Origin of the sequence: Arthrobacter sp. efr-133-TYG-104 (genome assembly GCF_030208915.1) — a bacterium.
Classification (GTDB): Bacteria; Actinomycetota; Actinomycetes; order Actinomycetales; family Micrococcaceae; genus Arthrobacter.
Window position 1 is genome coordinate 201003 of the sequence record NZ_JARVTA010000006.1, and the last position, 24917, is coordinate 225919.

The 24917-nt window shown below is 65.9% G+C and carries 29 protein-coding genes; 26 read left to right on the top strand and 3 right to left on the bottom strand.

What is annotated here, in order from left to right; all coding sequences use genetic code 11:
- Positions 1-21 precede the first annotated feature (21 nt).
- The 3 genes from QRN04_RS06690 (at position 22) to QRN04_RS06700 (ending at position 1610) form a co-directional block, all read left to right on the top strand.
- Positions 22-384, top strand: coding sequence for a hypothetical protein (locus QRN04_RS06690; protein ID WP_056387508.1), 363 nt, complete (start codon positions 22-24; stop codon positions 382-384).
- Between the two features lie 28 nt (positions 385-412).
- Positions 413-760 carry a hypothetical protein gene (locus QRN04_RS06695; protein ID WP_133830752.1) on the top strand — a complete coding sequence of 116 codons (348 nt, stop codon included), beginning with the start codon at positions 413-415 and terminating at the stop codon, positions 758-760.
- A gap of 160 nt (positions 761-920) precedes the next feature.
- Complete coding sequence (locus QRN04_RS06700) at positions 921-1610, top strand: class I SAM-dependent methyltransferase (protein ID WP_133830751.1); 690 nt, start codon at positions 921-923, stop codon at positions 1608-1610.
- Here QRN04_RS06700 and QRN04_RS06705 read toward each other — a convergent pair.
- Positions 1607-2692: a hypothetical protein gene (locus QRN04_RS06705; RefSeq protein ID WP_071416438.1), complete on the bottom strand. Its 1086-nt coding sequence runs from the start codon at positions 2690-2692 to the stop codon at positions 1607-1609. The genes QRN04_RS06700 and QRN04_RS06705 overlap by 4 nt on opposite strands.
- A 2-nt stretch (positions 2693-2694) precedes the next feature.
- Positions 2695-3384, bottom strand: coding sequence for an SDR family NAD(P)-dependent oxidoreductase (locus QRN04_RS06710; RefSeq protein WP_284975275.1), 690 nt, complete (start codon positions 3382-3384; stop codon positions 2695-2697).
- Between the two features lie 125 nt (positions 3385-3509).
- Here QRN04_RS06710 and QRN04_RS06715 point away from each other — a divergent pair, with 125 nt between their 5' ends.
- The 7 genes from QRN04_RS06715 (at position 3510) to QRN04_RS06745 (ending at position 7921) form a co-directional block, all read left to right on the top strand.
- Complete coding sequence (locus QRN04_RS06715) at positions 3510-4067, top strand: hypothetical protein (protein WP_133830749.1); 558 nt, start codon at positions 3510-3512, stop codon at positions 4065-4067.
- Positions 4067-5188, top strand: a complete 1122-nt coding sequence (locus QRN04_RS06720; RefSeq protein WP_133830748.1) for a hypothetical protein — start codon at positions 4067-4069, stop codon at positions 5186-5188. The genes QRN04_RS06715 and QRN04_RS06720 overlap by 1 nt, the downstream gene beginning before the upstream one ends.
- Positions 5185-5823 carry a hypothetical protein gene (locus QRN04_RS06725; RefSeq protein WP_284975276.1) on the top strand — a complete coding sequence of 213 codons (639 nt, stop codon included), beginning with the start codon at positions 5185-5187 and terminating at the stop codon, positions 5821-5823. Before QRN04_RS06720 ends, QRN04_RS06725 begins: the two co-directional genes overlap by 4 nt.
- Before the next feature lie 140 nt (positions 5824-5963).
- The gene (locus QRN04_RS06730) at positions 5964-6371 is read left to right on the top strand and encodes a hypothetical protein (protein ID WP_284975277.1); all 408 of its coding nucleotides are present in this window, start codon (positions 5964-5966) and stop codon (positions 6369-6371) included.
- A gap of 61 nt (positions 6372-6432) precedes the next feature.
- Entirely contained in the window at positions 6433-7068 is a 636-nt protein-coding gene (locus QRN04_RS06735; protein WP_284975278.1) for a hypothetical protein, read from the top strand.
- A 216-nt stretch (positions 7069-7284) separates the two neighbouring features.
- Complete coding sequence (locus tag QRN04_RS06740) at positions 7285-7587, top strand: hypothetical protein (protein ID WP_133830744.1); 303 nt, start codon at positions 7285-7287, stop codon at positions 7585-7587.
- Complete coding sequence (locus QRN04_RS06745) at positions 7580-7921, top strand: hypothetical protein (RefSeq protein ID WP_284975279.1); 342 nt, start codon at positions 7580-7582, stop codon at positions 7919-7921. Before QRN04_RS06740 ends, QRN04_RS06745 begins: the two co-directional genes overlap by 8 nt.
- Positions 7922-7991: 70 nt before the next feature.
- Here the strand turns inward: QRN04_RS06745 and QRN04_RS06750 are convergent, their stop codons facing one another.
- Entirely contained in the window at positions 7992-8549 is a 558-nt protein-coding gene (locus QRN04_RS06750) for a LysM peptidoglycan-binding domain-containing protein (RefSeq protein WP_208294361.1), read from the bottom strand.
- Between the two features lie 171 nt (positions 8550-8720).
- On the opposite strand from QRN04_RS06750, the gene QRN04_RS06755 reads away from it, so the two are divergent.
- From QRN04_RS06755 to QRN04_RS06830, 16 genes are all read left to right on the top strand, one after another.
- Positions 8721-9677, top strand: a complete 957-nt coding sequence (locus QRN04_RS06755; RefSeq protein ID WP_284975280.1) for a hypothetical protein — start codon at positions 8721-8723, stop codon at positions 9675-9677.
- A gap of 137 nt (positions 9678-9814) precedes the next feature.
- Positions 9815-10846 carry a hypothetical protein gene (locus QRN04_RS06760; RefSeq protein WP_133830741.1) on the top strand — a complete coding sequence of 344 codons (1032 nt, stop codon included), beginning with the start codon at positions 9815-9817 and terminating at the stop codon, positions 10844-10846.
- Between the two features lie 220 nt (positions 10847-11066).
- Entirely contained in the window at positions 11067-12311 is a 1245-nt protein-coding gene (locus QRN04_RS06765; RefSeq protein ID WP_133830740.1) for an AAA family ATPase, read from the top strand.
- Between the two features lie 103 nt (positions 12312-12414).
- Positions 12415-14106, top strand: a complete 1692-nt coding sequence (locus QRN04_RS06770) for a vWA domain-containing protein (protein ID WP_133830739.1) — start codon at positions 12415-12417, stop codon at positions 14104-14106.
- A 147-nt stretch (positions 14107-14253) separates the two neighbouring features.
- Positions 14254-16197 (top strand): AAA family ATPase, encoded by a 1944-nt coding sequence (locus QRN04_RS06775; RefSeq protein WP_284975281.1) that lies wholly within the window; start codon positions 14254-14256, stop codon positions 16195-16197.
- A gap of 107 nt (positions 16198-16304) precedes the next feature.
- Positions 16305-16514, top strand: a complete 210-nt coding sequence (locus QRN04_RS06780; protein ID WP_133830737.1) for a hypothetical protein — start codon at positions 16305-16307, stop codon at positions 16512-16514.
- A 202-nt stretch (positions 16515-16716) separates the two neighbouring features.
- A complete protein-coding gene (locus QRN04_RS06785) occupies positions 16717-19632 on the top strand; it encodes an AAA family ATPase (protein WP_284975282.1) in 2916 nt (971 codons plus the stop codon).
- Between the two features lie 107 nt (positions 19633-19739).
- Positions 19740-20360, top strand: coding sequence for a hypothetical protein (locus QRN04_RS06790; RefSeq protein WP_284975283.1), 621 nt, complete (start codon positions 19740-19742; stop codon positions 20358-20360).
- 62 nt (positions 20361-20422) lie between these two features.
- Entirely contained in the window at positions 20423-21364 is a 942-nt protein-coding gene (locus tag QRN04_RS06795) for a hypothetical protein (protein WP_133830734.1), read from the top strand.
- A gap of 36 nt (positions 21365-21400) precedes the next feature.
- Positions 21401-22102, top strand: a complete 702-nt coding sequence (locus QRN04_RS06800) for a hypothetical protein (RefSeq protein ID WP_284975284.1) — start codon at positions 21401-21403, stop codon at positions 22100-22102.
- Between the two features lie 2 nt (positions 22103-22104).
- Positions 22105-22650, top strand: coding sequence for a hypothetical protein (locus tag QRN04_RS06805; RefSeq protein WP_133830732.1), 546 nt, complete (start codon positions 22105-22107; stop codon positions 22648-22650).
- 28 nt (positions 22651-22678) lie between these two features.
- Positions 22679-23173 carry a phosphatase domain-containing protein gene (locus QRN04_RS06810; protein ID WP_133830731.1) on the top strand — a complete coding sequence of 165 codons (495 nt, stop codon included), beginning with the start codon at positions 22679-22681 and terminating at the stop codon, positions 23171-23173.
- Positions 23174-23330: 157 nt separating this feature from the next.
- Positions 23331-23702 carry a hypothetical protein gene (locus QRN04_RS06815; protein WP_133830730.1) on the top strand — a complete coding sequence of 124 codons (372 nt, stop codon included), beginning with the start codon at positions 23331-23333 and terminating at the stop codon, positions 23700-23702.
- Positions 23695-24201: a hypothetical protein gene (locus tag QRN04_RS06820; RefSeq protein ID WP_133830729.1), complete on the top strand. Its 507-nt coding sequence runs from the start codon at positions 23695-23697 to the stop codon at positions 24199-24201. Before QRN04_RS06815 ends, QRN04_RS06820 begins: the two co-directional genes overlap by 8 nt.
- A gap of 81 nt (positions 24202-24282) precedes the next feature.
- On the top strand, positions 24283-24597 hold the full coding sequence (locus QRN04_RS06825) for a hypothetical protein (RefSeq protein WP_133830728.1): 315 nt from the start codon (positions 24283-24285) through the stop codon (positions 24595-24597).
- Positions 24594-24851 (top strand): hypothetical protein, encoded by a 258-nt coding sequence (locus tag QRN04_RS06830; RefSeq protein ID WP_133830727.1) that lies wholly within the window; start codon positions 24594-24596, stop codon positions 24849-24851. The genes QRN04_RS06825 and QRN04_RS06830 overlap by 4 nt, the downstream gene beginning before the upstream one ends.
- Positions 24852-24917: the final 66 nt, after the last annotated feature.

A 24917-nucleotide genomic window follows, 5' to 3' on the forward strand; every position in this document is an offset into this window, starting at 1 on the left:
GACCTACGAGAGGGGATGAGCATGATCAACGACAACACTGAACGCGCGAGGCAGACCCCGGAGTCCGACAAGCCCAGGACTGTGGACGACCGACTCTCAGCAGATCTTGGTATCGACGTCGCCGCCGTCGAAGCGCAGGCACGGTTGCATCTCGACCTGCTGCGCATGCAGCGCCGCGAGCCCGGCGAACTAGGCTACGTGCTCATCGACCGGGAGTTCCATCCCCGCACAGCTGTCGTCTTCGCATCTCCCACAGAAGCCCGCAGCGCGCTGGAAGGCCACCCTTTGATCGATGCCCTCTGTGAGGAGGACAGCGTCGATGCACGGGTCCCGGATCCGGCCGTTCTCTCCGACCTCGCCTCCCGCGAAGTCATTTTGCCCTGATCGCACGGAATCGCGAAGGAATGGAAACATGACCAACACCGGTATCTTCACCCAATCAGCAGCTTCAGTCCTGCAGGACGTCGAAGAGTTCTACTTCGGTGGCGCGCTTCCCTGGTACCACGGGAGCAAGCTGACAGAGGACGGCTTGCACGTGAGCATCACACTTGACGATCCAGAGTCTGATGACGAGTCCAAGACCAAGGACTACGAGCTGTCGGCCGCCCAAATCAAGGAAGCCTTTCGAAAGGCCAAGCAGAAGGGGTACCACCTCTGCTGCTCTGCCGCCATCGAGTCCGAACAGCTCGGATTCGGCTGCGTCCAAGACCTTGACATCATCCTTCAGACCGCTTGCTACGGCGAGCTGGTCTTCGGCTGACGCCGCACCGGCTCGACTTCACCAGTGGAACTACTTCCACTAGGATGCAATCTCAGAGCTACCCAGTGGACACGGACCCCAGCACAGCCGTCCTTGCTCCTTCGTGAAACCACCCTGCTGACCCTCACTTCACCGACCTCGACCGATAGGCTCCGATCACATGAACGACCAGGAAGTGCGCCGCGGCGCAGGTATCTACAGCAAGCCGGTGCTGGGCTTCTACGACCTGCTCGTCGTGAAGTTCTCCAATTCGCTGGCCTGGCGATGCCCCAGCCAGCTCATGCTAGACCAGTACAACCGTTGCATCGGCACCCGCCATCTCGATGTCGGTCCCGGCACTGGTTGGTACCTCGCCAATGCCGACCTCCCCGAATCTGCTGAGATCACACTCATGGACCTCAACGAAAACAGCGTGGAGCACGCAGCGTCCAGACTCGCCCACACCCACGTAAGCACCAGAGGTGTGACCGCGAACGTCCTCGAACCGATCCCCGAGGCTCTCGGCCAATTCGATTCCATCGCGGCGAACTACGTCTTCCACTGCGTTCCCGGCTCCTGGGCGGACAAGGGCGTAGCTTTCAAACACCTAGGGGAGCGGCTCGCTGCTGACGGTGTGCTGTTCGGCAGTACCATCCTGGGCAGTGGCGTGAGCCACAACCTCATCGGCCGCGGCTTCATGGCCCTGTACAACCGCCTGGGCATCTTTCACAACCGCGAAGACGACGCCGCAGGACTTGAGGCTGTACTGCGGCGAAGCTTCGACCAAGTGAAGGTCGACGTCATCGGTACCGTGGCGGTGTTCAGTGCACGAAACCCGTTGCGAAACGGCGGGGCAGGTGGACTCGACTAAAAGTCGAGCCTGATGACTGCATCCCGCCCTTCAGCCCCAGACCTGACTCCGGTGGCGGTGATGCGCACATTCTGCACGGAACCGTCGACCCGGCGAAGCGCCAGACCCATCGATTGAGAACGAGCGGTATCCCTCGCCGCAGCCGCGATGAACCTGTGCAACTCACCTGAAGCGTCAATGGCAAATTCACCAAGGCCGCCGACATACCCGAAGTCTTCCCGACGCCACGATGGCGACGTCATAAGAACATCCAGCGTTGCAGAGTCGACGACGGCCATCGGTTCCTTGGCCAGGGCCATGACTCCGCGAAGCACGTCGTCCACGCGCCCCGCATTGGCGTCTTGCTCGAAGGCCATATCGTGAAAAGTCTCCGGGGCCTCGTAACTGAAGCCCTGCAGATAGATCTTGTCGTGATCGGGCTCGATCGGCGGAATCACGCCGACCAGGCGCATGTGCCGACGGTCCTGTGAAGCCGTGCCGTAACCTGTGACGATGTTGTAGGTCAGGCACCGGACCTTGCCCGTTACGCCCATCAGCCCGTCCTGGATGCCGTCGCGGATGAGGCTGTTCACGCGCATCCGGTCGGACTGGTCGATGAGCTCGCTCGCCCATTCCCCGGCTTCCCAATAGCCACTGCGCTGCTGGGCGACGCTTGTGTCGACGTCATAGATACGAAACAGGTTCCGGTCCCAGTACGTGCGCCGGCGCAGTGTTGGTTGACCGTCGGCGTCACGCTCGATCTCCCATTCCCAGCCACCGACCAGCGGTGGTTCCGGAAGCGGATCAGCCGCTTTGGCCACGCCGGCGAGGACACCGATCACCGTGGAGGTACGTGGAGAGAAGACGGGCCGTACCTCAACTGCCCACTGCTCGTCCGCATGGGGGACTGTCTCGGAAATTACATTGCCACTGCGCATCACCTGGGCGATGCGGTTCTCATCAAGTAGAAGACGCCTGGGAATTGCACGCGTGGGCTTCCGAGCGGAGACCGGACCACAGGGCTTATCGTCCACCAGAACCAGCTGCTTGCCGTCGCTTCCGCAGAAAAGGCCCCAGGAACCTACATCCAGCTGGACCTGCATGATCAAATACCGCCTGAGACCTGCACAGTGGCCCCCGACATGTAGGTATTCTCCGCGGTGTGAATGATCGCCGAAGCGACTTCATCTGCCGTCCCGAACCGACCCAGCGGGATTCCTTCCAGCATTGCCATCCGTGCCTCCTCAGCAACATCAGCCATCATGTCCGTATCAGTTGCGCCGGGAGCAACAACGTTCACCCGGATGTTCCGGGCTGCGTACTCCCTGGCCATCGATCGTGCAAACGCTTCCAATGCCCCCTTGGATGCAGTGTAATTGCACTGGCCGACAACGCCGTACTTCACGGACATGGATGAAACCAGCACGATCGATCCGCCGCGCTGCCGCAGCATCGGCCCCAGGGCCGCCTTGCAGGCCAGCATCGGCCCGATCGCATTGACCTGCATGACCTCGATCAGGTCCTCCTCGCTCATCCGCATGAGCAGCTTGTCGCGGGTGATCCCTGCTGCGACGACGAGCACATCCAGACCACCCAGGTCGGCGGCAGCCGCCTTGACGCCAGCTGCGATCGAATTACTGTCACGCACATCCATCTCGAGGGGGAGCACCCCCTCGGGCACGGTCCCCCCGGTACGATGCGTACCCGCCGTCCGGTAGCCGGCGGAGAGCAGGGCTCGAGCCGTGGCCGCCCCGATCCCACGGGTTGCACCGATCACCAGGGCAGTTCTCCCCATGTCGCTCATTTTTTTCTTACCCTCCCAGGTTGTAAAGTTGTGACACGGAACTTTACTGGACTTGTACCCCTTCGTTGACAAACGACAGGCGGTGTCCGCTCTTCTCGCTATTTAGAGGAACGCTGATGCCTGCCTTTATTCCATCCGCTGCGACCGCCGATACGCCTCGGAACGGCCAGCCCCGTCACCCCCTGTTCGCCCGACTGATGCGCAAAGGCGCTGCCAAGGTCGGTGCCACCAGCTGCACCCCGAAGCCCGCTCAGCTCGACCTCTTCGACTGGCCGAACGAGTTGAGCCTCGAAGCACTCGGGAAAGCCATCGCCTCAGCTTGCGGCCTCGAGATCGTGATACGGCCCATCCCGGATGAGATGCGCCATTATGAGGTCAGCGGCCTCACCACTGTGATCGGACGAGTGGCCCACGTCTTCTACGACCCTGAGCTCCCGCCCCTCAACATTGAGCAGACAATCCTCCACGAGTTCGCCCATATCCTGCACGGCGACGTCCGGGCCGACACCGACTGCACCCATCTGCGCAGCATGTTCGACGATCCGGTGGAGAAGCGCGCCGAGACCACCGGCATGCGGCTGATGGATGCTCTGCACCGGAAGCGGCGGGCATCGGAAGAACGCAGCGAGGTCCTCGCCTTCCTGTCCGGATCAAACGAGGACGGTGAGATCTGATGACTGAGATCATCATTGTCGGTATCACCATGGGCCTGATCATCATCGTCTCTGCCCTGTATCAAGGACGCCGACGCCGGGTTAACCTTCTCAGGGTCACCTGTGCCGCCCTCTTCGTGGCCACGGTCTGCCGTGGCGTGGAGCCGCCCTTAGACGGACCTGCCGTCGACCTCCTCAAGCGCCTTGCCATCCTGACCGCCCAGGTATCCGTGGCGCTGCTCATCCTCACGTTCCGCGCGACTCCGCTTTCACGACGTGCAACCCGGTTCATCTACCTCTTCGCCGGGATCATCGCCCTGGGCGAGGCCGTGCTGGTGTGGTTCATCCCCGTCCATGCCGACGGCACCATCTACGACCGGGTCGACATCGACGCCGCCCTTGCCCGCGGCCAGGCTTGGGCACTGATCTCCTACAACTTCCTGTACCTCTCTGCATTCGCCGCGGCAACTGCCGTAGTTGCCGTCGGCTGTTGGCGGACCATGACGCAGAAGAACCAACCCTTCTCCGCCCGCCTTCCGGTTGCATTCGTCTTTACGGGGGCCATCGGATCTGCCCTGTTCATCGGCTCATCACTCCTGGACCTCTTTGGCAGTCCGGTCGTCGGCGGAACTGAACTGAGGACACAACTCCTCGTCACCGTTGTCAGCTTCTTCTTCCTGGGACTCGCAACAGGGGTCATCCGCCGCATCAGCATAGAAACGCAGGTGAGGCTCGCGCTCCGCCTCGCGCACGAGGTCGTCGTACCTTTGTGGCGAACGACCACCACTCTTCACCCCGACGTAAAGCTTCCGCCCGAAGACAGGCAGGGGTTCGATCAGCTGATGACGCTCTCAAGGCTCACCATCGAAACCCACGACGCGCTCAGACTCATCCGCGAGGACCACGACCCCGCACTGGAACCCCTGCACAGGCAGCACCCCGAGGATCCGCACCTGTCGGCGGGGCTGGTGCGCCATCTCAGCGGCGAGAACGCCGTTCCCAGCCTCGGGTGGTTCACACTCGCCCTGAGCCGGCTCCGCACGCTCAAGCTGAAAGACGACGAAACCTTGGCCGCCTCTGTGCAGAGCCTCTACGAGATCCGAGTAGCGATGAGTGCCATGAATGGGACGGACGGGCGATGACCGGGAACGGAACGAAAATACGCATCCCCGAGACCGGCGATCCTGCGGCCCGGGCCGCCCGGATCCTCAGTGACGTGTTCGCGCCCGCTGTGTCCGTGTTCCTCATCTGCGTCCTCTGCGGCGTCACAGGCCACCCGCATACATGGGTTGGTCTCGGATGGGGCATCCTGATCGGCTCTTTCTGCGCAGTGATCCCGACAGCAACCATCCATGTCGCCGTGCGGCGCGAGCAGCTCACCGATCGACACGTCACCCGGCGCGATCAGCGCTGGCGGGTCTTCCTGGTCTGCGTGGCGTCTGTGCTTGGAGGCATGGCAACGGCGGTGCTGCTGGACGCACCGCGCCCGCTGCTGTGGATCCTGCCGACGATGGTTGCCGGGCTCGTCCTTGCCGGGGGAGTGACCCTCCTGGGACCGAAAGTCTCCATGCACGCGTTCTGCTTCACCTCCCTCGTCGTCCTCGCGGCGATGCTGCTCTCGCCCTGGTGGCTGCTCGCCCTCCCAACCCTGCTGCCCGTGGTCGCCTTCGCCCGGCTGAAGCTAAAGCACCACACACGCCTCGAGCTCACACTCGGATCCGGCCTGGCGGCCGCCGTGATGCTCGGAGCCAGTGCGTACATGCCCACGGCCGGCTAGGACTGCCCGCTGCTCCGGCGCAACCGGAAATGTGCCGATGCCACCGCATTGGAAGATCTTCCACTAGTATGAAGGTGTCGTCGCGTGCACCGTTCGCCTCGATGACTTCATGTCTGAAATCACGAGGAGGATCCAGCTCCGTGACCATCGCCCAGCGACTAGAACGCTTGTTCGCGGAGACGGCAGGACCACACGGTCGCCCCGTCACCCTGCAGGAAATCGTCCAGAGAATGGAGCAGCGCGGCATCTCCTCGATGTCGCTCAGCTACCTGCAGCAACTGCGCAAGGGGGAGGCCCACAATCCCCGCCTGCAGCACCTCCGAGCCCTGGCCGACGCCTTCGACGTCCCCCTGTCCTACTTCCTGGAGGAGAACGAGCCAGATAGCGCCACCGAGCAGGAGCTGACCCCGCAGGAGCGAACCATCGCCCTGCGTGTGCACGGGCTCAGCGACGGCGCACTGGCCAGCATCCGGGCCATTGTGGAGCTGGCGCGCAAGAGCGAGCAGCTCGACGACCCGCCCAAGAGCCCTGACTCCACTCGAGACTGATCCCGCCGCGGGGTCCCACCACCCTGGGGACGTCTTCCTCGTGCCGGCGTTTGGTATTTGAGTGGAATCTTTTCCACTCCTGTGGCAGGATGGGAACCACAGCCCGGCGATTCCGTACATCGTGATGTCCCGCCGGACTGAGGTGATCACGCCCGTGAAGGAGCATCAGATGGTCGATATGCAGCCCCCCTCCGACGAGTTCCGCGGATTCGACGAGGCCCGGTCGATCATGTGGTGCTACGAGGCCCGCTCACGCACCTATGCCCGTCTGAGCCAGACGGACTTTCTCGCCAACGACGCCGTGGCCGCCGTGCATGTCGAGAACACCTCCCGCGCCGACCGCGCCTTTCTCACCGCCTTCGACCGCTCCGGCGGGCTGCTGTTCGGCGACACGCTTTACATCGACGACCCGACACAGCGGCTCGACGTCACACCCGAGTTCGACCACGACTTCACCGGTATGGCCGTCGCCGCCGGCTCCGAACTTGAGGAAGCAGTCGAACGCGAGAACGGCTGGGTGGTCAACCTGGATGCCCTGCGCGACTACGACCCGCTGGAGGACCGCCGGACCACGCAGCGCGCGGTGCTCCTGGCGCACCTCGGAGACATGATGGCCAGCGGCCAGGCCCGGGGTTTCCTGTTTGACAAGCACGACGCTGCCGAGGATCCCGGTGAGGCCGACACCGACGCCGCCTGAGCGCGGCGCAGCACTTCTTCCGGCGCTCGGTCGACCCCGCCCGGCTTCGGCCGAGGCGGGGTCTTTTGCGTCCCTGGGGAACCGGTGGAAAGACCGTGGACCGGCTCACGCCGGTCCCGGGGGTCGTTCCGTGGTGGTCGCAGCCGCGCGGTGCGCGGCGCGGCCACCGTTACCGAATCGTCTGTTCTTGAGAGCCACGACCCACAGGAGTAGCCCATGACCGTCCCTCTCCGCGCAGCCCAGCTGCCCGTCAAGTACGAACGGGCCGAAGGCTCCGCCCGGCACGGCCGGACCATCTACGAAGTCGCCGGCTCCGGGCTCTACCAGGTGACTGCGGCCAGGGAAGAGTTCGCCGTCTCGACGCTCACGCAGTCGGGGTGGACGGAGCTGATCACGCTAGACGAAGGCGACGGGGTCTCGAACGCACTGGATGCCATGCAGATCTGGCTGGACATCCAGACCCCGACGCCCCCGGCCGGCGACAGCGCCGCAGGGCAAGGCGGCGATGCCGATGCCTGACCCGACCGGGACGATGGCGAACCTCACCGAGAAGGCCGCAGCCGCTGTCGTCACCTCCCGCGGTCTCACCCATGAGAACGGAGAATCCGCCCTCGCAGCCCTCGGCTGGGCCCAGGGCGCGGCGATCACCCACGAGGACGCTTTCCGGGCCTTCGCCCGGGCCCTGATCGACGAACTGGGCGTGCTGGATCTCCTCGCCGCCAAGATCGAGCTGCTCGCCGAGTACAAGCTCGACTACCCCCAGGACTACGCGCCGGACGACGTCGCCCCCATGCAGGCCGAGCTGGCGCGGCTGCGATCGCTGCAGCAGATGCTTGCAGGACCCGCCGACTGACCGTTTCCGGACACAGCAAGAGGCCCGGACTGCGCTGAAGGTCGGCGCAGTCCGGGCCCCAGGCCTGCTCTCACGCCGTGGGCGGGATGAGCAGCGAGGCCCCGGCGTAGATGAGATTCGGATCCTGGATCCGGTTCTTCTCGACCAGGGCCCCGATCGGCACTCCGGTCTCCGCCGAGATCTCCGTGAGGGTGTCACCCCACTGGATCACGTACACCCGCGGCTGTGGCTTCGGCTCGGGGACCTGCGCCGGCTTGTCCTCGTCGCCCTTGCCCGACGCCGAGGTGCCCGAACCCTGGCCGTCCGCAGAGCTGCCGTTACCGGCCTTGGCCTCGAAGGCGTCCGGGACCCCGTTGCGGTCCCGGTCCGGCAAGGTCACCGTCACGGTGCCCTCCTCGTGCTGGGAAGCTGCCGCCGCATCGCTCGCCGGGCTCCGGTCAGCAGTGAGGAGCTGCGTCGCGCCCCAGCCGGCGAACAGCAGCGCGCCACCGGCCATGATCCCGGCCGCCAGCACCGGTCCACCGCCATAGCCCAGGGGCCCAAGCCGGTCCCGCCGCTGCGCCGTCACCCGGGCCCAGGGAGCCGCATCAGCGGCCTTCTCCTCGGGCCTGTGCATCGTATCCGTCATCCCTGTCCCTCTCTATCCAGCTCACCATTTGCGACCATTCGAGTCCTTATGCACATTCTACTCGTAGTCCAGTGCATCTTGATAGAATAGGAGAAGGGATAGACGAGTCATAGACCAGTCCGACGGGCCGCCAAGAACCACCGAATCACTCAACAGAAGGAACCCACCACCATGGCCAACTACTCCATCTCCGCCAACCAGCTCACCGAGGGCACCAGCGTCTTCATCCGCGGCAAGCTCGCCTTCGCCCGGCTGACCAGCCTCATCGAGGGTGCCGCCCTCGCCGCCAGCGACCAGCGCAAGGTCCAGAACGGCATGAGCCCCGTGGGCAAGCCGCACACCACGGCGACGATCACCGAGGCCGAGGTGCAGTTCGCCGACCCGGCGAACCCCACGGTCGAGGAGCAGTTCGTCTCCGAGCGCCGCTACACCTCGAAGAAGAACCCAGCCTCGGGCGCGAACTACTCGATCGACTCCAAGGGCACGAACCTGCCGATCATCGCGATCCCGTCCGAGAAGGGTGATGGCACCTATGACCAGGACACCTCCGGCCAGGAGCTGGCACAGGGACTGGACGTGACGCTCGTGCTCCGCGTCTACAAGCCGAAGAACTTCGCCAACCGCGGCCTGTCGCTCGACCAGGTGATTGTGCACGAGACCCCGCGCTACTACAACGCCGGCGGCGTCGCCAGCGGGGAGCTCGCGGCCCGCGGCATCGTCTTCAACGCCCCGCCCCGCGCGGTCCAGGCCCAGCCGGGCTCGGGCTCCGCCGTCGGCAACGGCGAGGAGCCGGTCGCCACCGAGGTCGAGGACGGCTTGTCCTTCCCGGCCCCGCAGCCCGCCGTCGCGGCTTCAGTCGCGGGTCCGGTCCCCGCCCAGGCCCACGCGCAGGTCCTGACCGAACCGGTCGCGGTGACTCCGCAGGCGGCCCCTGCCGTGGCTCCGGTTGCCGCCCCGGTCCCCGCGGTGCAGCCGCAGCAGGAGACGCCCGAGCAGAAGCTCGCCCGCCTCGAGCGTGAGAACGCCGAGTTGAAGAACGCGGGTTCGGCCGTGGGTGCTCCCGCCGGCCAGGGCCCGTGGGGCGGCTCCGGCGATGCCCAGCAGGCCGGAATCACCTACCAGGGCTGATCCAAGGCCGATCCGACCGACCGAACCCCCAGACGAGACCCCCGTGCAGGCATCCATGCCGTACGGGGGTCTCGTCTTTCAGGGCCAGAGTGCAACCCGGCCCTGTTTTCATCCGCTCCCGACAAGAAGGCATTGATGTGACCGCCGTCGATCCCCGCGCGATCTTCCCCAGCTTCTATGACAACCCCGCGATTCGCGCCCTGGCGACCGCCTGCCGCTGGACCATCTCCGGCCGGCTCGGCGAGCTCGACGACGAGGACTCCGGCCGCAAGGCACCGATCGATGTGCGGCACCTGCTCGACGGCTGCAATCCGGGCTGCCGCCACGCAGGCCCCCTGCGCGGAGCTTTCGCCCTGGACGCGACCTGCCTGCTCACCCTCGACCAGCTGGCCGACACACTGCCGAACGCGGCGAACGCTGCCTTCTACCTGCAGGCCCCCTCCGACGGTCTGATCGTGATCGACGTCGAGCCCGGTTGCCCGCCGGACGTGGCCGCAGACATCCTGCGCCTGCCCGGAATCCTGTACTCGGAGCTGTCGATGTCGGGCCGGGGCTTCCACCTGGTCGCCCCGCTGCCTGCCAACCTCCACGACTTCCCGATCGCCGCTGACAAGCGCGTCCTGCGCGAGGAGCACGGCTGGTACGAGATCCTCCTGGACCATTGGTGCACGTTCACCCGCAACCCGGTGCCGCAGCGGATCGTCGAACACGTTGCGGCGCGACCAGCCTCCGACCGGTTCTCTTCGGTGGCGGACCTGTATGCAGACCTCGCCGCCAAGGCCAAGCCAAGCATCAGCATCCCCTCGACCGCCGTCGGCACCGACGGCGAAATGCCCGACATCCCGTACGCCGAGGCCATCGTCGAGCAGACACTCGCCGGCTCCCGCGACCGGCTGAAGACGCCCGAGGACTTCGACAACGACCGCTCCCGCTGGGAGTTCTCCGTCCTGGGTGTCCTCTACACCGGCATGCAGCTGCCGTTGCGCACCTACCGGTCCTTCGGCGCGCAGTTCTCCTCCGGTGACGAGGCCTGGCTGCTGTACAAGACCTCGCTGGCGGTGATCGAGCCTCGGCCCAAGCACGCCCAGATGCGCAACGGCAGGCCGTTCCTGCTGGACCGTGCCGCTGCCTTGGTGGCGGCACGGGAAGCCTCCGCCGAGGCGGGGTGAACCTTCGGGGGTTGCCCATCGGTTTGGCGGTGGAACAAGGACTGGATCGGGCGGAGCCCGATCGGGGATGGGGAGGCGGTGGGCTTCTGAGCCCGACCGCCCCCGTCACCGGGCCTTGTGGCCCTGCTTCCGACATGTCCCGTACGGCGCTCAGCCCTGCCGTGGGTCCGTCTCCCGTCTCACCTGCTCACAGCTCACCCACGACCAGAAAGACATTCCCATGAAGTTCAACGACACCCTGACGACTCTGATCCAGCAGTCCCTCGAGGTCGGGGCCACGCCCGCGCTCATGGGCGAGCCCGGCATCGGCAAGTCCTCCTTCGTCGAGGCCCTCGCCTACTCGATGGGCACCAAAGCCTTCGTCCTGCCCTGCAACCAGCTCGCCGACAAGGCCGACCTCACCGGCGCGCGCCTGGTGCCCTACGAGAAGACCGACGGGACACAGTCCTACAAGCAGGTCTTTTACCCGCACCAGGTCATTCAGGAGTGCATCGACTACGCGCTGGAGAACCCGCGCGAGTGGCCGATCCTCTTCCTCGACGAGATCAACCGCACGACCTCCGACGTGACCTCCGGCGCGCTCACCCTGGTGACCCTGCGGCGCATGGGCCACATCGAACTGCCGGAGAACGTGCGCCTCATCGTGGCGGGCAACGACAAGGGCAACGTCACGACTCTCGACGAGGCCTCGCTGTCGCGCTTCGCGATCTTCCACGTCGAGCCCGATGCGACAACCCTCATGTCCGTCCTCGGAGACGCGCTCAACCCCTGGGTGAAGAAAGTCCTCACCCAGCACCCCGGACTCATCTTCCAGAAGTCGACGCCGAACTCCATCGTGGCCGACGGCCGCGATGACGACGATGACGACGGCAACGTCACCATGGCCGAGCTGTTCGACGGCGGCGAGGAGATGAACCAGCTCACCACGCCGCGCACCATCGACCACCTCTCCCGGTGGCTGAACCGCGTCGACCGCCAGGAGCTGGCAAGCCACCTGGCGACCCCGGTCCAGATCGGCGGCCGCGACACCTCGCTGCTCAACGAGGCGATCGAGGCCTTCACCGGCGACACCATGTTCACCACCCAGCTCGTGGCGGTTATCGCCGAAGACCTCGCATCGAACTCGGGCGGCCCCGCACACAACCGCGTCAATGTGCCCAAGCCGAACTGCTACACGACCCTCAAGTCCGCGGGCACGGTCACCGACCTTGCCGCGCAGATCTCGGGCCTGACCCAGAACGAGGTCTCCGGCTCGCTGCTCTACGCGATGAAGGAGAAGGAGGACAACTCGCGCCTCATCGAGCAGCTGGCGCAGGCCGCCATCCAGATTGAGCCGGAGCACACGCGCACCCTGTTCGAGCTGGTGACGACCGGGCAGTTCGACCGGCAGAACCTGGAGGCCTTCCTCGAGGTCGACTCGCCGATCGTGGCCGCGGTCAAGCCGTCCCTGTCGGCCTTCCTCTGAGCCGACCCGGCACCGGGCGGCGGGGGACGCCACCGGCTCCGTTCCGGAGCGTCCCCCGCCATCCCACGACACCAGTCACCTCAGACCGCATTAGGAGACCACGATGACGATCACCGTCACGAACCAGAAGCCGGCGGTGCTCGACGCCCTGCACACGATCTCGTGCACGGGCGACTACGACCCCATACCGGCCATCCAGAAGGTCCTGGTCGACCCGCTGCTGGAGCCGCTGAACCCCAGCGCTCCGGCGAGCATCGTCGACGGCTCGGGCCACGGCATCACCGGCGACGTCCTGGACATCGTCATGCGCTGCCTCGGCGAGACGATGGACCCGGCCGCCGAGAAGAACGCCAAGGCGCTGCTCGGGCAGACCATGGTCAGCTATGACCAGGGCACGCCCCTGCCGGTGGGCGAACTGTTCGCTGTCCAGGCCGGGCAGCAGAACAAGTGGCCCGCGCCGTCAGCCCGGGTCCTGTACTCAGCCCAGAACGATGTCATCCCCGCGGCCAAGGGCCTGCTCGCAGGCTCCGCCGACGAGAGCGCCTTCTTCGCCTCCGTCGCCTACACCTACCACCCGAATACCCTCGGGTACTGGTTCCAGTCCTCTGCCGCGTTCGACGGCTTCAAGATCTGGCTGAACCAGCAGGTGCAGACGATGGCCGGCGCGAACGCGATGCCGGCGGACACCCTCCGGCTGCTGAACGACTTTGCGAACCTCTCGCTCAAGGGGCTGACCGAATCGCTGCTGCTGCGCAAGGACGACTCCGACGGCAACGACGAGTTCTCTTTCGCCCGGCTGGTCATCCGCATGCTGATGACTTACGTCGACCAGCAGCGCAAGGCCGCCTCAACAGGCGCGGCCGCCCTCGACACCGGCATCATGCCGTTTACCGTCGGGGAGCTGTTCTGCCCGCGGTCGCTGGTCCTGGTCAATGTCGAGGCCCACGCCCGCGCCACCGCCGCGAAGGTAACGGGGGAGTGGAACCTCATCAACCAGTCCCTCGCCTCACCCGTGAAAGTCGTCTCCAACGCCGCGCTGTCCAAGCTGACCTCGCTCCCGCGAGCAGCTGCCAGGGCCGCTGCCATGGGCGCACGGCAGCAGCCGGGACAGCCGGGCTCGCGCTCGGCCCAGGTGAAGTTCCGCAAGGCCCCGCCCACGAAGCTGGACCTGTTCAAGGACATCACCCGGGTGCTCAAGCGCATGGGCAAGGTCAACAAGTCCCAGAACGTCTACCGGACGACGAAGACGACCTTCCTCAAGGCCAACCGCCGCAACCCGGACGACTTCAACAAGCCGGGCCGGATCACCTCGGTGCAGTACATGCCCGACCTGCACGTCTTCATCGACACCTCCGGGTCGATCTCCGAGGAGAACTACCAGGAGGCGGTGCTGATGCTCATCCGGATCGCCAAGAAGCTCAACGTCAACCTGTACTTCAACTCCTTCAGCCACATGCTCTCCCAGGAGACGCTGCTGAAGGTCGAGAACAAGTCGACGCGGCAGATCTGGCAGGAGTTCCGGAAGGTGCCCAAGGTCACCGGCGGCACCGAGTTCAAGCAGGTGTGGGACTACATCAACGCCTCCCCGGTGCGCAAGCGCCGGCTGTCGCTGATGATCACCGACTTCGAGTGGTCTCCGCCCTCGAGACGCGAGGAGCACCCGCCGAACCTCTACTACGCCCCGTGCTCGGCCATGGACTGGAAGTACATGGTCCGTTCCGCCGAGGCGTACGCGAACGGCATGCAGCACATCGACCCGAGCATCCGGCAGAAGCTGCTGGGCATGGTCCTCTGATCCTGCTCCCGGCCACAGGGGAGACGCCGACCGGCCGAACCGGCCGGCGTCTCCTCCTCCCTCAGACCTACCCGTAACCCTGCCGGGCATCCCGGCGCGCCCACCCAGCGCGCCGCCCGGCGAACCCCACCGAAGGAGGGACCCGCGATGGGCCTCAACAACTTCACGTCGGGCTCCGACGACGACACGAACAGCGGCGGCACGCCTCCGAGCTTCCCGCGCATGGGCGGCATCCCCAGCCAGAGCGGCCAGTCCGACGACGCCGTCAAGGAGCTCCTCGTCGACTACAACGAGAAGTTCAAGAACGCCGACCCGACGATGTTCCGCGACGCGCTCATCGAGCAGGTCCTCTCCGTCCTGATCAGCCGGAACAAGCCGAACGTGCTCCTGAAGGGCTCCGCCGGCGTTGGTAAGACCCGGATCGTCGAGGACATCGCCCGCCGGATCGCCCTGGGCGACACCCTCATCCCGGACCAGCTCAAGGGCTTCACCGTCTACGAGCTGCCCATCACCAACCTCGTCGCCGGCTCCGGCATCGTCGGGCAGCTGGAGGAGAAGGTCCAGACCGTCATCGACTTCGCCTCAGACCCCAAGAACAAGGTCATCCTGTTCATGGACGAGATCCACCAGATCACCGGTGGATCCACCTCCCACACCGACTCAGTGCTGCGAAAGGTCTCGCAGGTGCTCAAGCCTGCCCTGGCCCGCGGCGACATGCGCGTCATCGGTGCCACCACCTCCACCGAGTCCCGGGCCTTCGACGACGACCCTGCCTTCGCGCGGCGCTTCACCCCGCTCATCGTCGACGAACTGACCGTCGAGCAAACCCTCACGGTGCTCGGCAGCGTCCGGCCGGGCCTGGTGGCGCACTACCGCCACCAGATCGCGGTCTCCGACGATGTCCTGGCGGAGACGGTCCGGATCGCGGAGGAGAATTCCCGTGCCGGGCAGCACCGCCCCGACAGCGCCATCACGCTGCTGGACCGGGCGATGGCCGACCGTGTGCTGGAGCAGAAGAAGCTCATCGTCCAGGCCGAGGCAGCCGGAGACACGGCACTCGTGAACACCTTGCGGTCGATCCCGCAGGTGCCGCTGACTACCAAGCGCGTCCTGGACGTGGCCAAGCGTCTGATGACCGGAAACGCCCAGCGCCCGGAGTTCGACGTCGCAACCCTCCGGGCGACCCTGCTGGGCCGCCTGCGCGGACAGGACGACGTGCTCGAGAAGCTCGTGGACCGCCTGGCCCGCGAGGAGCTGGACCTGTTCCCGACGTCGACCCCGACAACCTGGATGCTCGCCGGAGCCTCGGGCGTGGGCAAGACCGAGACCGCGAAGATCATTGCGGAGCAGATGACCGGCACCGAGCCGATCATCCTGAACATGACGGAGTTCCACACTCCCTCGGACACCGCGAAGATCGTCGGGGCACCTCCCGGCTACGTGGGCTCGGACTCCAACCGCGAGCTGCCATTCGACACGCTCGAGTCCAACCCCCACCGGGTGATCCTGCTCGACGAGTTCGAGAAGGCGGACAAAGCCGTGCAGCGGCTGTTCCTCTCGGCCTTCGACGAGGGCTACATCCGCAACGCCCACGGCAAGGTGCTGGACTTCTCCAAGGCGCTGGTGATCTGCACGACCAACGCCGCGCGGGAAGCCCTGAACCGCAAGCCGGTCGGCTTCGGCTCGGCCCCGCCGGCGGTCTCCCACCGGTCCCTGACCAAGGAGCTGGCTCAGTTCTTCGACGCAGAGCTGCTCGGGCGGTTCTCACTCGTCGTGGGTTTCAACCCGGTCGACGAGCAGGCCTACCGGGAGATCCTCGCGGCGGAGTACAGCCGCCAGCGCGAACGGATCCTGGACGCCAGGCCCCGCCTGGGCCAGACACTGCCCGCGTCGATCCCCGACGACGAGCTGCGTGCCGTCGCCGAGGAAACCTACGTCGACTCCCAGGGTGCGCGTCCGGCCGGCAAGGCCGTGCGCGTGTGGATCGAGGACCGGCTGCTCGCTGCCCAGGCTGCGTCGGCTGCGTCGACTGCGTTCATCCCACCCGCTGCCGCCGTCTCCGACGAGCCGGAGGCGCTGGCCGTCGATTGATCCCGGCACCACACTGCGTTCGAGCGCCCCTGTCCCGGATACCCGGGGTGGGGGCGCTCGTGCGTGCGCGTACCGCGTTCGAACACAGGAAGAAGGACGTCACTGCCATGACCACCACGACCACCACCGCCGTCGGCACAGTCCGTGCGGCACAGCCCGAAGACAGGAGCGAGCAGATCTGCGACGACGCACTGCTGCTGGTCTCCGCCCACTCGGCGGACGCGGCCGACTGCCGTGATCTCGCACTCATGCTCGGCCTTGTCGAGGTGGACCCCTCCGGGTCCGTCACCAAGGCCAATCCCTGGAACGCCGACTGAAGGTGCTTCCCGCCGGGCCTACCCAAGAGGTGAGCCTGCGATTGACCGCCGCGCGCATGGGTAGCGCGCGGTGTCCGGGTCCGCGGGGCTGACGCCGCCGCGCCCGGATTCAGGGGCCTCACGGCCCCTGACGGGTGGGTTGAGAGGAGCGCGGGAGGGCTCGTCGCCAGAGGCGAGCCCTCCCGCTCTCATGCCCGCGCCCGTGACCCAAGCGCTCGTCTACGAGCATTCGACTGACCATTCGTCTCCTGTGAGAATGGTCTATGCGGCTTCCATTCGACAAACCCTCTCGACCCGCCTACTGATTCGTTCGAAGAAAGACGACACCATGCCTATTCTGCTTGACGACATCGACCTTTCCGCAGCCGCCGTCGCTGCCCAGAAGACCGTCGACCCGAAGTTCTTCTCCTCGCGCCTGACCGGGTCCGGCAAGAAGACCGGCCTGCTCAATGAGAGCCTGCGGCCGATCAACACCGCGACCAACACCGCCTACGCGGTTGACCGCGACATCGAGGTCAAGCAGAGCTCGACCCACCACGACATCACCACCGCGCTGGTGCCGCTGGCCCCGATCACGCGCCGCTCCCTGCTCTCGGGCGGGTCGTTCACGCTGCCGGTACCGCATGTCGATGACCGCTTCGAGCTCGACATCGCCACGCCGACCAACTCCTGGGACGTGCACTTCGACATGACCCCCCAGGCCCTGACCGTGTACGAGGATAAGTCCGGCGACAAGATCCGCCGTGACCTGGTGATCCAGTACCGCCTGGAGCTCTACTTCCTCAAGCAGGGCTTGGCCGAGCCCGAGCGCGCCGTATCGGTGTCCCGCTCCATCGGCTACGGCAACCACGACGCGGCGGTGTTCCTGCAGTGGGACACCAGCCCCGCAGAGAATGCCCGCGACGTCATCGAGGATGTGCTCTCGGCCGCAGGGTTGAGTGCCACCAACCTCGACAAGCTCGCCGACTGGATGGACGAGTACCCGATCTACGAGCGCATCACGCGCCTGGCCCAGATCTGGGACTCCGAGGCCATCTCGGACACCGTCTGCCAGTACGTGCAGGACATGCCGGCCAGCCCCACCGAGGAGCAGCTGAACATGCTCGCGGTGCAGCTGCGCTACCTGGAGAACTACAACGTCCCGCTGGAGGCCTACCGCCGGATCCACCAGCAGCTGGACACCACGTTCTCCGCGCCGATCGCGGCGAAGCTGTCCAAGCAGAACCTCAGCCTGCTGATGAACCACACCCTCGACCACCTGGAGCGCATGAAGGGCCAGCTCCTCACGCCGCCCCAGCCGGCCACGGCCCCGGTCTTCCCGCCGCACCTGTCCAAGCAGCAGCTCGACGCGCTCAGCACGCACGAGCCGCTCGTGATGACGCAGGCCGGCGCGGGCACAGGCAAGTCGACCGTGATCCTTGAGCGCATCAAGTACCTCGAGACCTGCGGGGTGCCCGCCAGCGACATCACCGTCCTGTCGTTCACCAACGCCGCCGCCGACAACATCACGGAGAAGAACCCGAACGTCGGCTCGATGACGATCGCCAAGATGATCATCGACATCTATTCGATGAACCACCCGACCCACAAGGTCTCGGCCATCGACACGATCATCAACTCGATCGACATCTTCTACCCGAACAGCCAGTTCGCGGCGACGTTCCGACACCGCCTGCTGGAGGTCGACCAGAACAAGACCGGCGCGTTCACGGCCCTGAACACCTTCGTCGAGAACCACTTCGACGAGGTGATCGCGCTGCTCGACCGCATCGAGCAAACCTCGCTGGAGCTGCAGATCATCATCTGCTACCAGAAGATCGATGACATGTCCGAGCCTGCCCACGTGCAGAGCAAGTACCTGATCATCGACGAGGTCCAGGACAACTCGGTCTTCGAGTTCATCTACGTGCTGAAGTACATCACCAAGCACGCCCAGTCGCTGTTCATCGTCGGGGACGCCAGCCAGACGCTGTACGAGTTCCGATCGGCCAACCCGAGGGCGCTCAACACGCTGGAGGGCTCGGGGGTCTTCGCAACCTTCCGGCTCACGACGAATTACCGGAGCAACCAGGAGATTCTCGACTTCGCGAACGTCGTGCTTGGCGGTCTGGAGACCAACCAGTTCGCCAACATCCAGCTGCAGGCCAACTCGCTGGCGGTGCCCACGGCCGACTCCTTCCAGGAGAAGGTCACCCTCAACTACCACGAGGTGGCCCGCCTGACCGGCTTCATCGCCAACGACCTGCAGCCGCTCGTGCGCAACACGGTGATCCCGGAGTACGTTCAGGCCTGCCTGGACCGCGGCGAGCAGGTGGCCTTCCTGGCCTACGCCCGCCGTGAGGTGGCGCTGATCCAGGAAGTGCTCGAGAAGGCCTACCCGAACAAGCACGTGGCCTCGCTCGTCAGCGACCGCGTCTACGCCACGGACATCTTCTCGAAGTACATCAAGTTCTTCTGGAACGACGTCCTGCAGGTGCAGCCGGCCAACGCCTCGTTCGTGGTCTCGCAGGGGATCAAGGACAACATGGGCAAGCTGACGAAGAATGCCGGAAACGTCAACGTCGAGAAGGCAATCCTGCGCACCATCTCCGAGTGGTGGGTCGAGAACAGCGCCGCGATCAACGGCTGGGTGGCCCTGTGCAACCAGGGCAGCCTGCCTGCGAACGTGTTCTTCGACCGGCTCCGCGACAACCTCCTGTCCTTCGAGATCACGCGCAACCAGCAGAAGCTGAACGTGAACAAGCAGAAGAACCAGGAGCGCAAGCGGAAGAACCTCGAGTCCAAGGCCGATCTCGTCGTCTCGACGATCCACGGTGCCAAGGGCCTCGAGTTCGACAACGTCGTCGTCCTCTACAAGGAGGACGCGAAGATGACCCAGGACACCAAGCGGATGTTCTACGTCGCGTTCACGCGCGCCATGAAGAGCCAGTACGTGCTCTCCTACGGCACGGCGAAGAACCCGCCGATCCAGAGCAGCTACGAACAGATCGTCAACGCCCTCACCGAGCGTGACGAGAAGAACGCGCAGCGCGCTGCGGGCATCGACCCGACCCTTCTGGTCGACGACGAGGACGCCGGTACCGCCGGCGACCAGCAGCAGATCGCAGAAGCCGTCTGACCGACGGCACCGGCGCGGGCGCTCCACCTCCACGAGAGGTCGGAGCGCCCGCGCCTCCTGCTTCCCATCCCATAAACACAGCCAATGCAGCTTCGAAGGAGCACGCCATGACCGCCACTGGAATCCAGACCGGCTCAGAGGAGCTCGTGCCGGGCCCCGACAGTGCCTACGACCTGGTCATCTGCCACGACGACCGGATCGTCTTCCACGACCACTACCCCTCGCCAGCATTCCGGCTGCGCATGTGCGCGCAGCTGCTGACCGCCTCGGACGTCGTCCTGGGCGCAATCGACGCCTCCGCCGCGAACGAAGTGCACGAGCTGTACCAGTCCAGCTCCGGGCAGTGGGAGAGCGCCCCGGACAGCGTGGTCAACGCCATCGCCAAGCTCTGCCGCCGATGGGGCGTCCAGGTCTACGTGAGCACAACCCGCAAGAAGACCGAGGTTCCCGCCGCGCTCTATTCGGTGATCACCGAGTACGGCCCCGGACAGACTATCGCCGAGCACTTCACCTCCAGAGAGGCCCGCCGGGCCAGCCTCATCGAGCGTGCCGACATGTTCTTCAGCTCCCGCGGCAGCATCCCCGAGCGGGTGCTGGCCGACGAGCAGCGCCTCGCCGCGCTCGTGGGTGCGTTCCTCATGCCCGCCACCGTGCTCCTCACCGAGGCCGTGCTCGACGAGGCCGACGGCCACTACAAGCCCTCCGGCCGGCCACTGCCGATCCTCTGAGCACCGCCCGAGCGGACGGCCCCGACCACAACCCTGACCAGCAGACCCGGAAGGGACCCGCCATGTCCGCACCTGACACCGTCAAGCCCGAGAACCCGTACGCCCGTACGTACGCCGACTTTCTCGCCCAGACCCGGGAGCACGTCCTCGTCGTTCTGCACGACGAGGATCTCTACCGCCACTTCAGGATCCAGGCCCCAGGGACCCGCATGTGGTCCTGGGACGTCACCACCTGGCCCGGCCACCTGGCCACCAGCGGCGACATCGCCGACGGCTACATGTTCACCCGAGAACCCGACATGATCGGTTTCTTCGCGTCGGCCGGCAAGAGCGAGGGCTACTACTCCGACGGTGCGCCAAGCATCGACTTCCGCTACTGGGCCGAGAAGCTCTGCGGCGGCCGCTCCCGCGAAGTAAAGCAGTACGACTCGGATCTCTTCATCCAGCTGGTGCGGGAGCACCTCGAAGAAAGCGAGGGACTCGGCACCGAGGCCCAGGAGGTCCACCATCAGCAGTTGGCGCTGCTGGCGCGCCTGCACGAACTGCGCGGCCTTGACGGGGACGCACAGTTGGCGCTCTTCGAGGCCCACTGGAACGCCCAGGAGCACCTCGCGGCCACCGGCACCGTGCTGAACCACGAGCGCCGGAACGCGGCCGCTGCCGCGCGCGCTGCCCTCTGGAGCACCGACGGCATCCCCGACGAGAAGTTCGACCGGCTCACAGAGGAACACAACTGGATGGAGCTCGCCGACATCGAGGTCCCACGACATTCCCCTGCCGAGCGGCGCATGGAAATCATCGAAGACGCCCGCTGGCACGCCGACAGCGAGTCGGAGGCCCACAAATGGCTGGCTGAGCACGAGGACACCGTCGGCTCCGACACCTGGGAGTGGGACCTGCGCGACTGGGACATCCACTTCCTGTTCACCTGCTACTGCGTCGACCTGGCTGTGCGCCTCTACCGCGAGCACGCCGCCGCGAAGACACAGCAATCCGCCGCCTGAGCCGACCCCACCCACATCCCGACCCAAGGAGAACCCATGAGCGCCGATATGCTCACCGCGGCCATCGCCGTCCCGGCCGACCGCACCAAGCCGATCGACTTCGAACGCGGCCGCCTGATGGTCGAGGAGACCGCGGACCCTGAATCGTTCCGGTTCGACGACCCCGAGTCCCAGCTCGAGGAGCTGGTCGAGGACTTCGACCCCGACATGCACCTGGACGCCGAGGGCGAGCCGAGCCCGGAGGTCATCAAACGCGTCGGCCGCAGGGTCATCGACGAGCTCGAAGAGGCGCTGAACTCCAGCGAGACGGACACCATCGAGGTCGCCGGCTACCGGCTGCACCTCTCCGGCGGACTCTCCTCGGGCGATTCCCCCACTGACGCCGCCGACGCGATCTGGCACGCCCACCACCTGCCGGTGACCGTCCTGCTTGCCATGGGATTCATCCCCGACTGCCGCAGGCCGCTGTCCCGGACCAACGGCAACCCCGGACCTGTGACCGACACCGACATCGTCGACGCCATTGCCCTCGGCCTCGGCACCAAGCCGGAGTGGTCCGGTGCCGACGAACTGGAGTGGATCGCCAACGCGATCGGCTCCGTCCGGCCGCACCCGGGAGACCGGGACCCTGCCGAGTACCACACGGAGTTCACGGAGCGGCACGGCTTCGATCCGGTCGACGACAACTTTCTCATCGGCTATGTCAGCCAGTACGACAACCAGGAAGGCGGGGACTGACCTTGGCCAGCGGTGTTTTCATCCTCTGCGCGTGCTGCGCCCTCAAGCTCGTGAACGACGACGAGTCGGCTTGCCGCGACTACCACGGCCACGACCACGCTCCGCTGCAGGTGCCGGCTGGCACCGCGATCACCCAGGGTCCCCACGAATGGGCGGGCTCTCTCGAACTGACCTGCCATGGCCATGAGAACGGGACCATCCAGCCCCTCGGGGAGTACTGGGTGGCCCCAGCCCGGTCCCGCACCGGCCGAAGAAGGAGTGCGATGAGCAGCCGGACACCAGTGCCCGATGCGCTCTTCGACGCCGATCTCTGTCAGCCTCTCGGCCGCGAGGACTGGGTTGACCGCTTCGACTGGGTGATCATCGACAGGCGCGTTGTGCACGCGCCCGTCACCTGGACATGGACGTGTCCCACATGCGGAGAGTCCGGCGTCATGCCCGATGGTCCCGACCTGCTGGCAGTCCCGCACGGGTCACAGCATGCTGCAGGACTTTTCGGGACGATCGTCCCGCTCGACGTCGAGGCCGAGCGTCCGTTTACTGAATAGCCTCACCGCCCGGAAGGAGGGACCCACCATGACAGAAATCAGCACTGCCACGGCCGCGGTCATCTCGCCGGCCGTGATCGTCGACATCGACGGGACGGTCGCAACGCACACCCTTCCCGACGGACGCTTCATCAGGGGACACCACGAGTACCGGCTCGTCCCCTGGGACCTGCCCAACCCGCCAGTGATCGAAACCGTGCGCGCCCTGCACGCTGCCGGACTTGAGATCGTGTTCTGCTCCGGCAGGCCGGTCATGGACGACAACGGCTGGGACGTCGGCCGCGCGACCTACGCCTGGCTCATCGAACATGTGGGGGAGTGGACTGCCAGCTGCCCTCTGTTCATGCGCGGACAGGGCGACCGCCGGCCGGACGACATCGTCAAGCCCGAGATCTACGAGGCCTTCATCCGCGGGCGGTGGGACGTCCGGCTCGCGCTGGATGACCGGCCCAGGGTGATCCGCGCCTGGCAGGCCCTCGGCGTGCCGGTGTTCGACGTCCAGCCCGGCTCGGGCGAGTTCTGACGCATGGCCCGCGCCCTCGACCCGCAGTGGGCCGCAGGGCGCGGGCCTGCTTCTCTTCAACTGCCCCGCTACGCCATTCCCCAGCGACTCAGTGTCCATCAGGAATGGTGGGATATGAGGCACTGGCATCCCATTCGACCACGAATAGACTGGAACCATGACTGACGACAAGACCCCCCAGGCCCCGCGCGAGGGCTCCCTGCCGAAGTTCTCCGTGAACGTCGCCCCGACCCAGAAGATTACCGCCGCCGACCTGGGCACCCTGCTCGAGCGCTTCCGCGCCGGGGATGCCGAACCCCTGATCTTCGGTGACGGGAACGTCCCCGAGGCCGCCGTAATCCCGTTCGCCGACTTCGTCGACCTGCTCCGGCGGGTCCACGCCGACGAGGCTGCGTTCCAGGCCGAGCTCTCCCGCCGCATCCGTGCCTCCGACGCCTCCGAGGAGCCCGGCCTGACCCTCGATGAGCTCGGCGATGAGCTGGGCGAGCCGGCCCGGTCAATGATCCGCAAGGTGCTCGACGATGACTGAGGGGCTGCGGATCAAGGTCCATCTCAGCCCCGGGGCCCGCCAGGACATCGAACGGTTCAACCAGCGCGCCCTGAAGAATCCGCACAGCCGGGATGAGGCGCTCCTTGAGGCCACCATCGTCATGCTCCACCGGCTCAACGGCCGCCGCCACCCGACTAAGCCGCTGGACTACGACTCCCGCTTTGCCGACCTCTCCGACTGCGACACAACCTACGTCGGTGCGGATCCCCATGAGAAGCCGCCGCTGCGCATCGTCTCACGCGACATCAGGCCCGAGCCGCCCGGCGGCATCACCCGGCGCGAGATCGTCGCCATCGGCGCACGCCGCGACAGTGAGGTCTACCGGACAGCCGGCCAGCGCCTCGGGCGGCCCGTCGGGGTCACCCTCGACCAGCTCGCCGCCCAGCGCCGCGCATCCGCGGCGAAGAACCCTGCCCCGCAGGCGGGCAGGGGGCTCGACATACCCGCACCCGTCGGTGCAGACCTCGAGTTCGACTGACCATTGCGCCTCGTTTCTGTTCGTCATTCAGCCTTTCTCATAGAATGGGCATGAATGATGATTCGATGGAAACGGGATTAAGTGATGCACGACTGCGACACGGACCACCAGGCCTGGGCTCCGGCCGTCGAGGAACCACGCCGGGGGATGAGCCCGCGGGCGCAGCTGACAATCCGCCGGAGCCTTGCCCTGGCGATCGCCCTGGGAATGGCCTACGGCATCTTCCATGTGGTCTTCCGCACCGATGTTCTTGCGCCGGTGATCGCTTACGCCGAACCCGTCAAAGACGGGATCACATGGGTGATCGAGGACCCGAAGCGGGCCTGGCTGGCCTTCGCCGTGCTCGTCACCCCGCACATTGGGCTCTACTACCTGCTGTTCGAGGACCGGAAATGAGGGGACTGGCCATGCTCAAGAACACCAGAACGATCGTGGGGCTGTGCGCACTAAGTGGAGTCTCGGTCACCGCCGTCATCGGCTGGGCTACCGGCTTCTTCGCCTGGGCCGTAGGCTCCGTCCGTAGCCTGTGGGATGGCTTCATCGCCTTCCTCAACTCGCCGTTCAGCTGGGAGCACCTCACCGCCGGCGCGGGCGTGCTGCTCATCCCGATCATCATCATTATCGTGATCTTCGCCATCGCGGATAACTGAGTCGCGCGGCATCTTTCGCGGAACCCGCTCCGGCTGCCGATTCTTGCTTCAGCGGGCACAAATTGG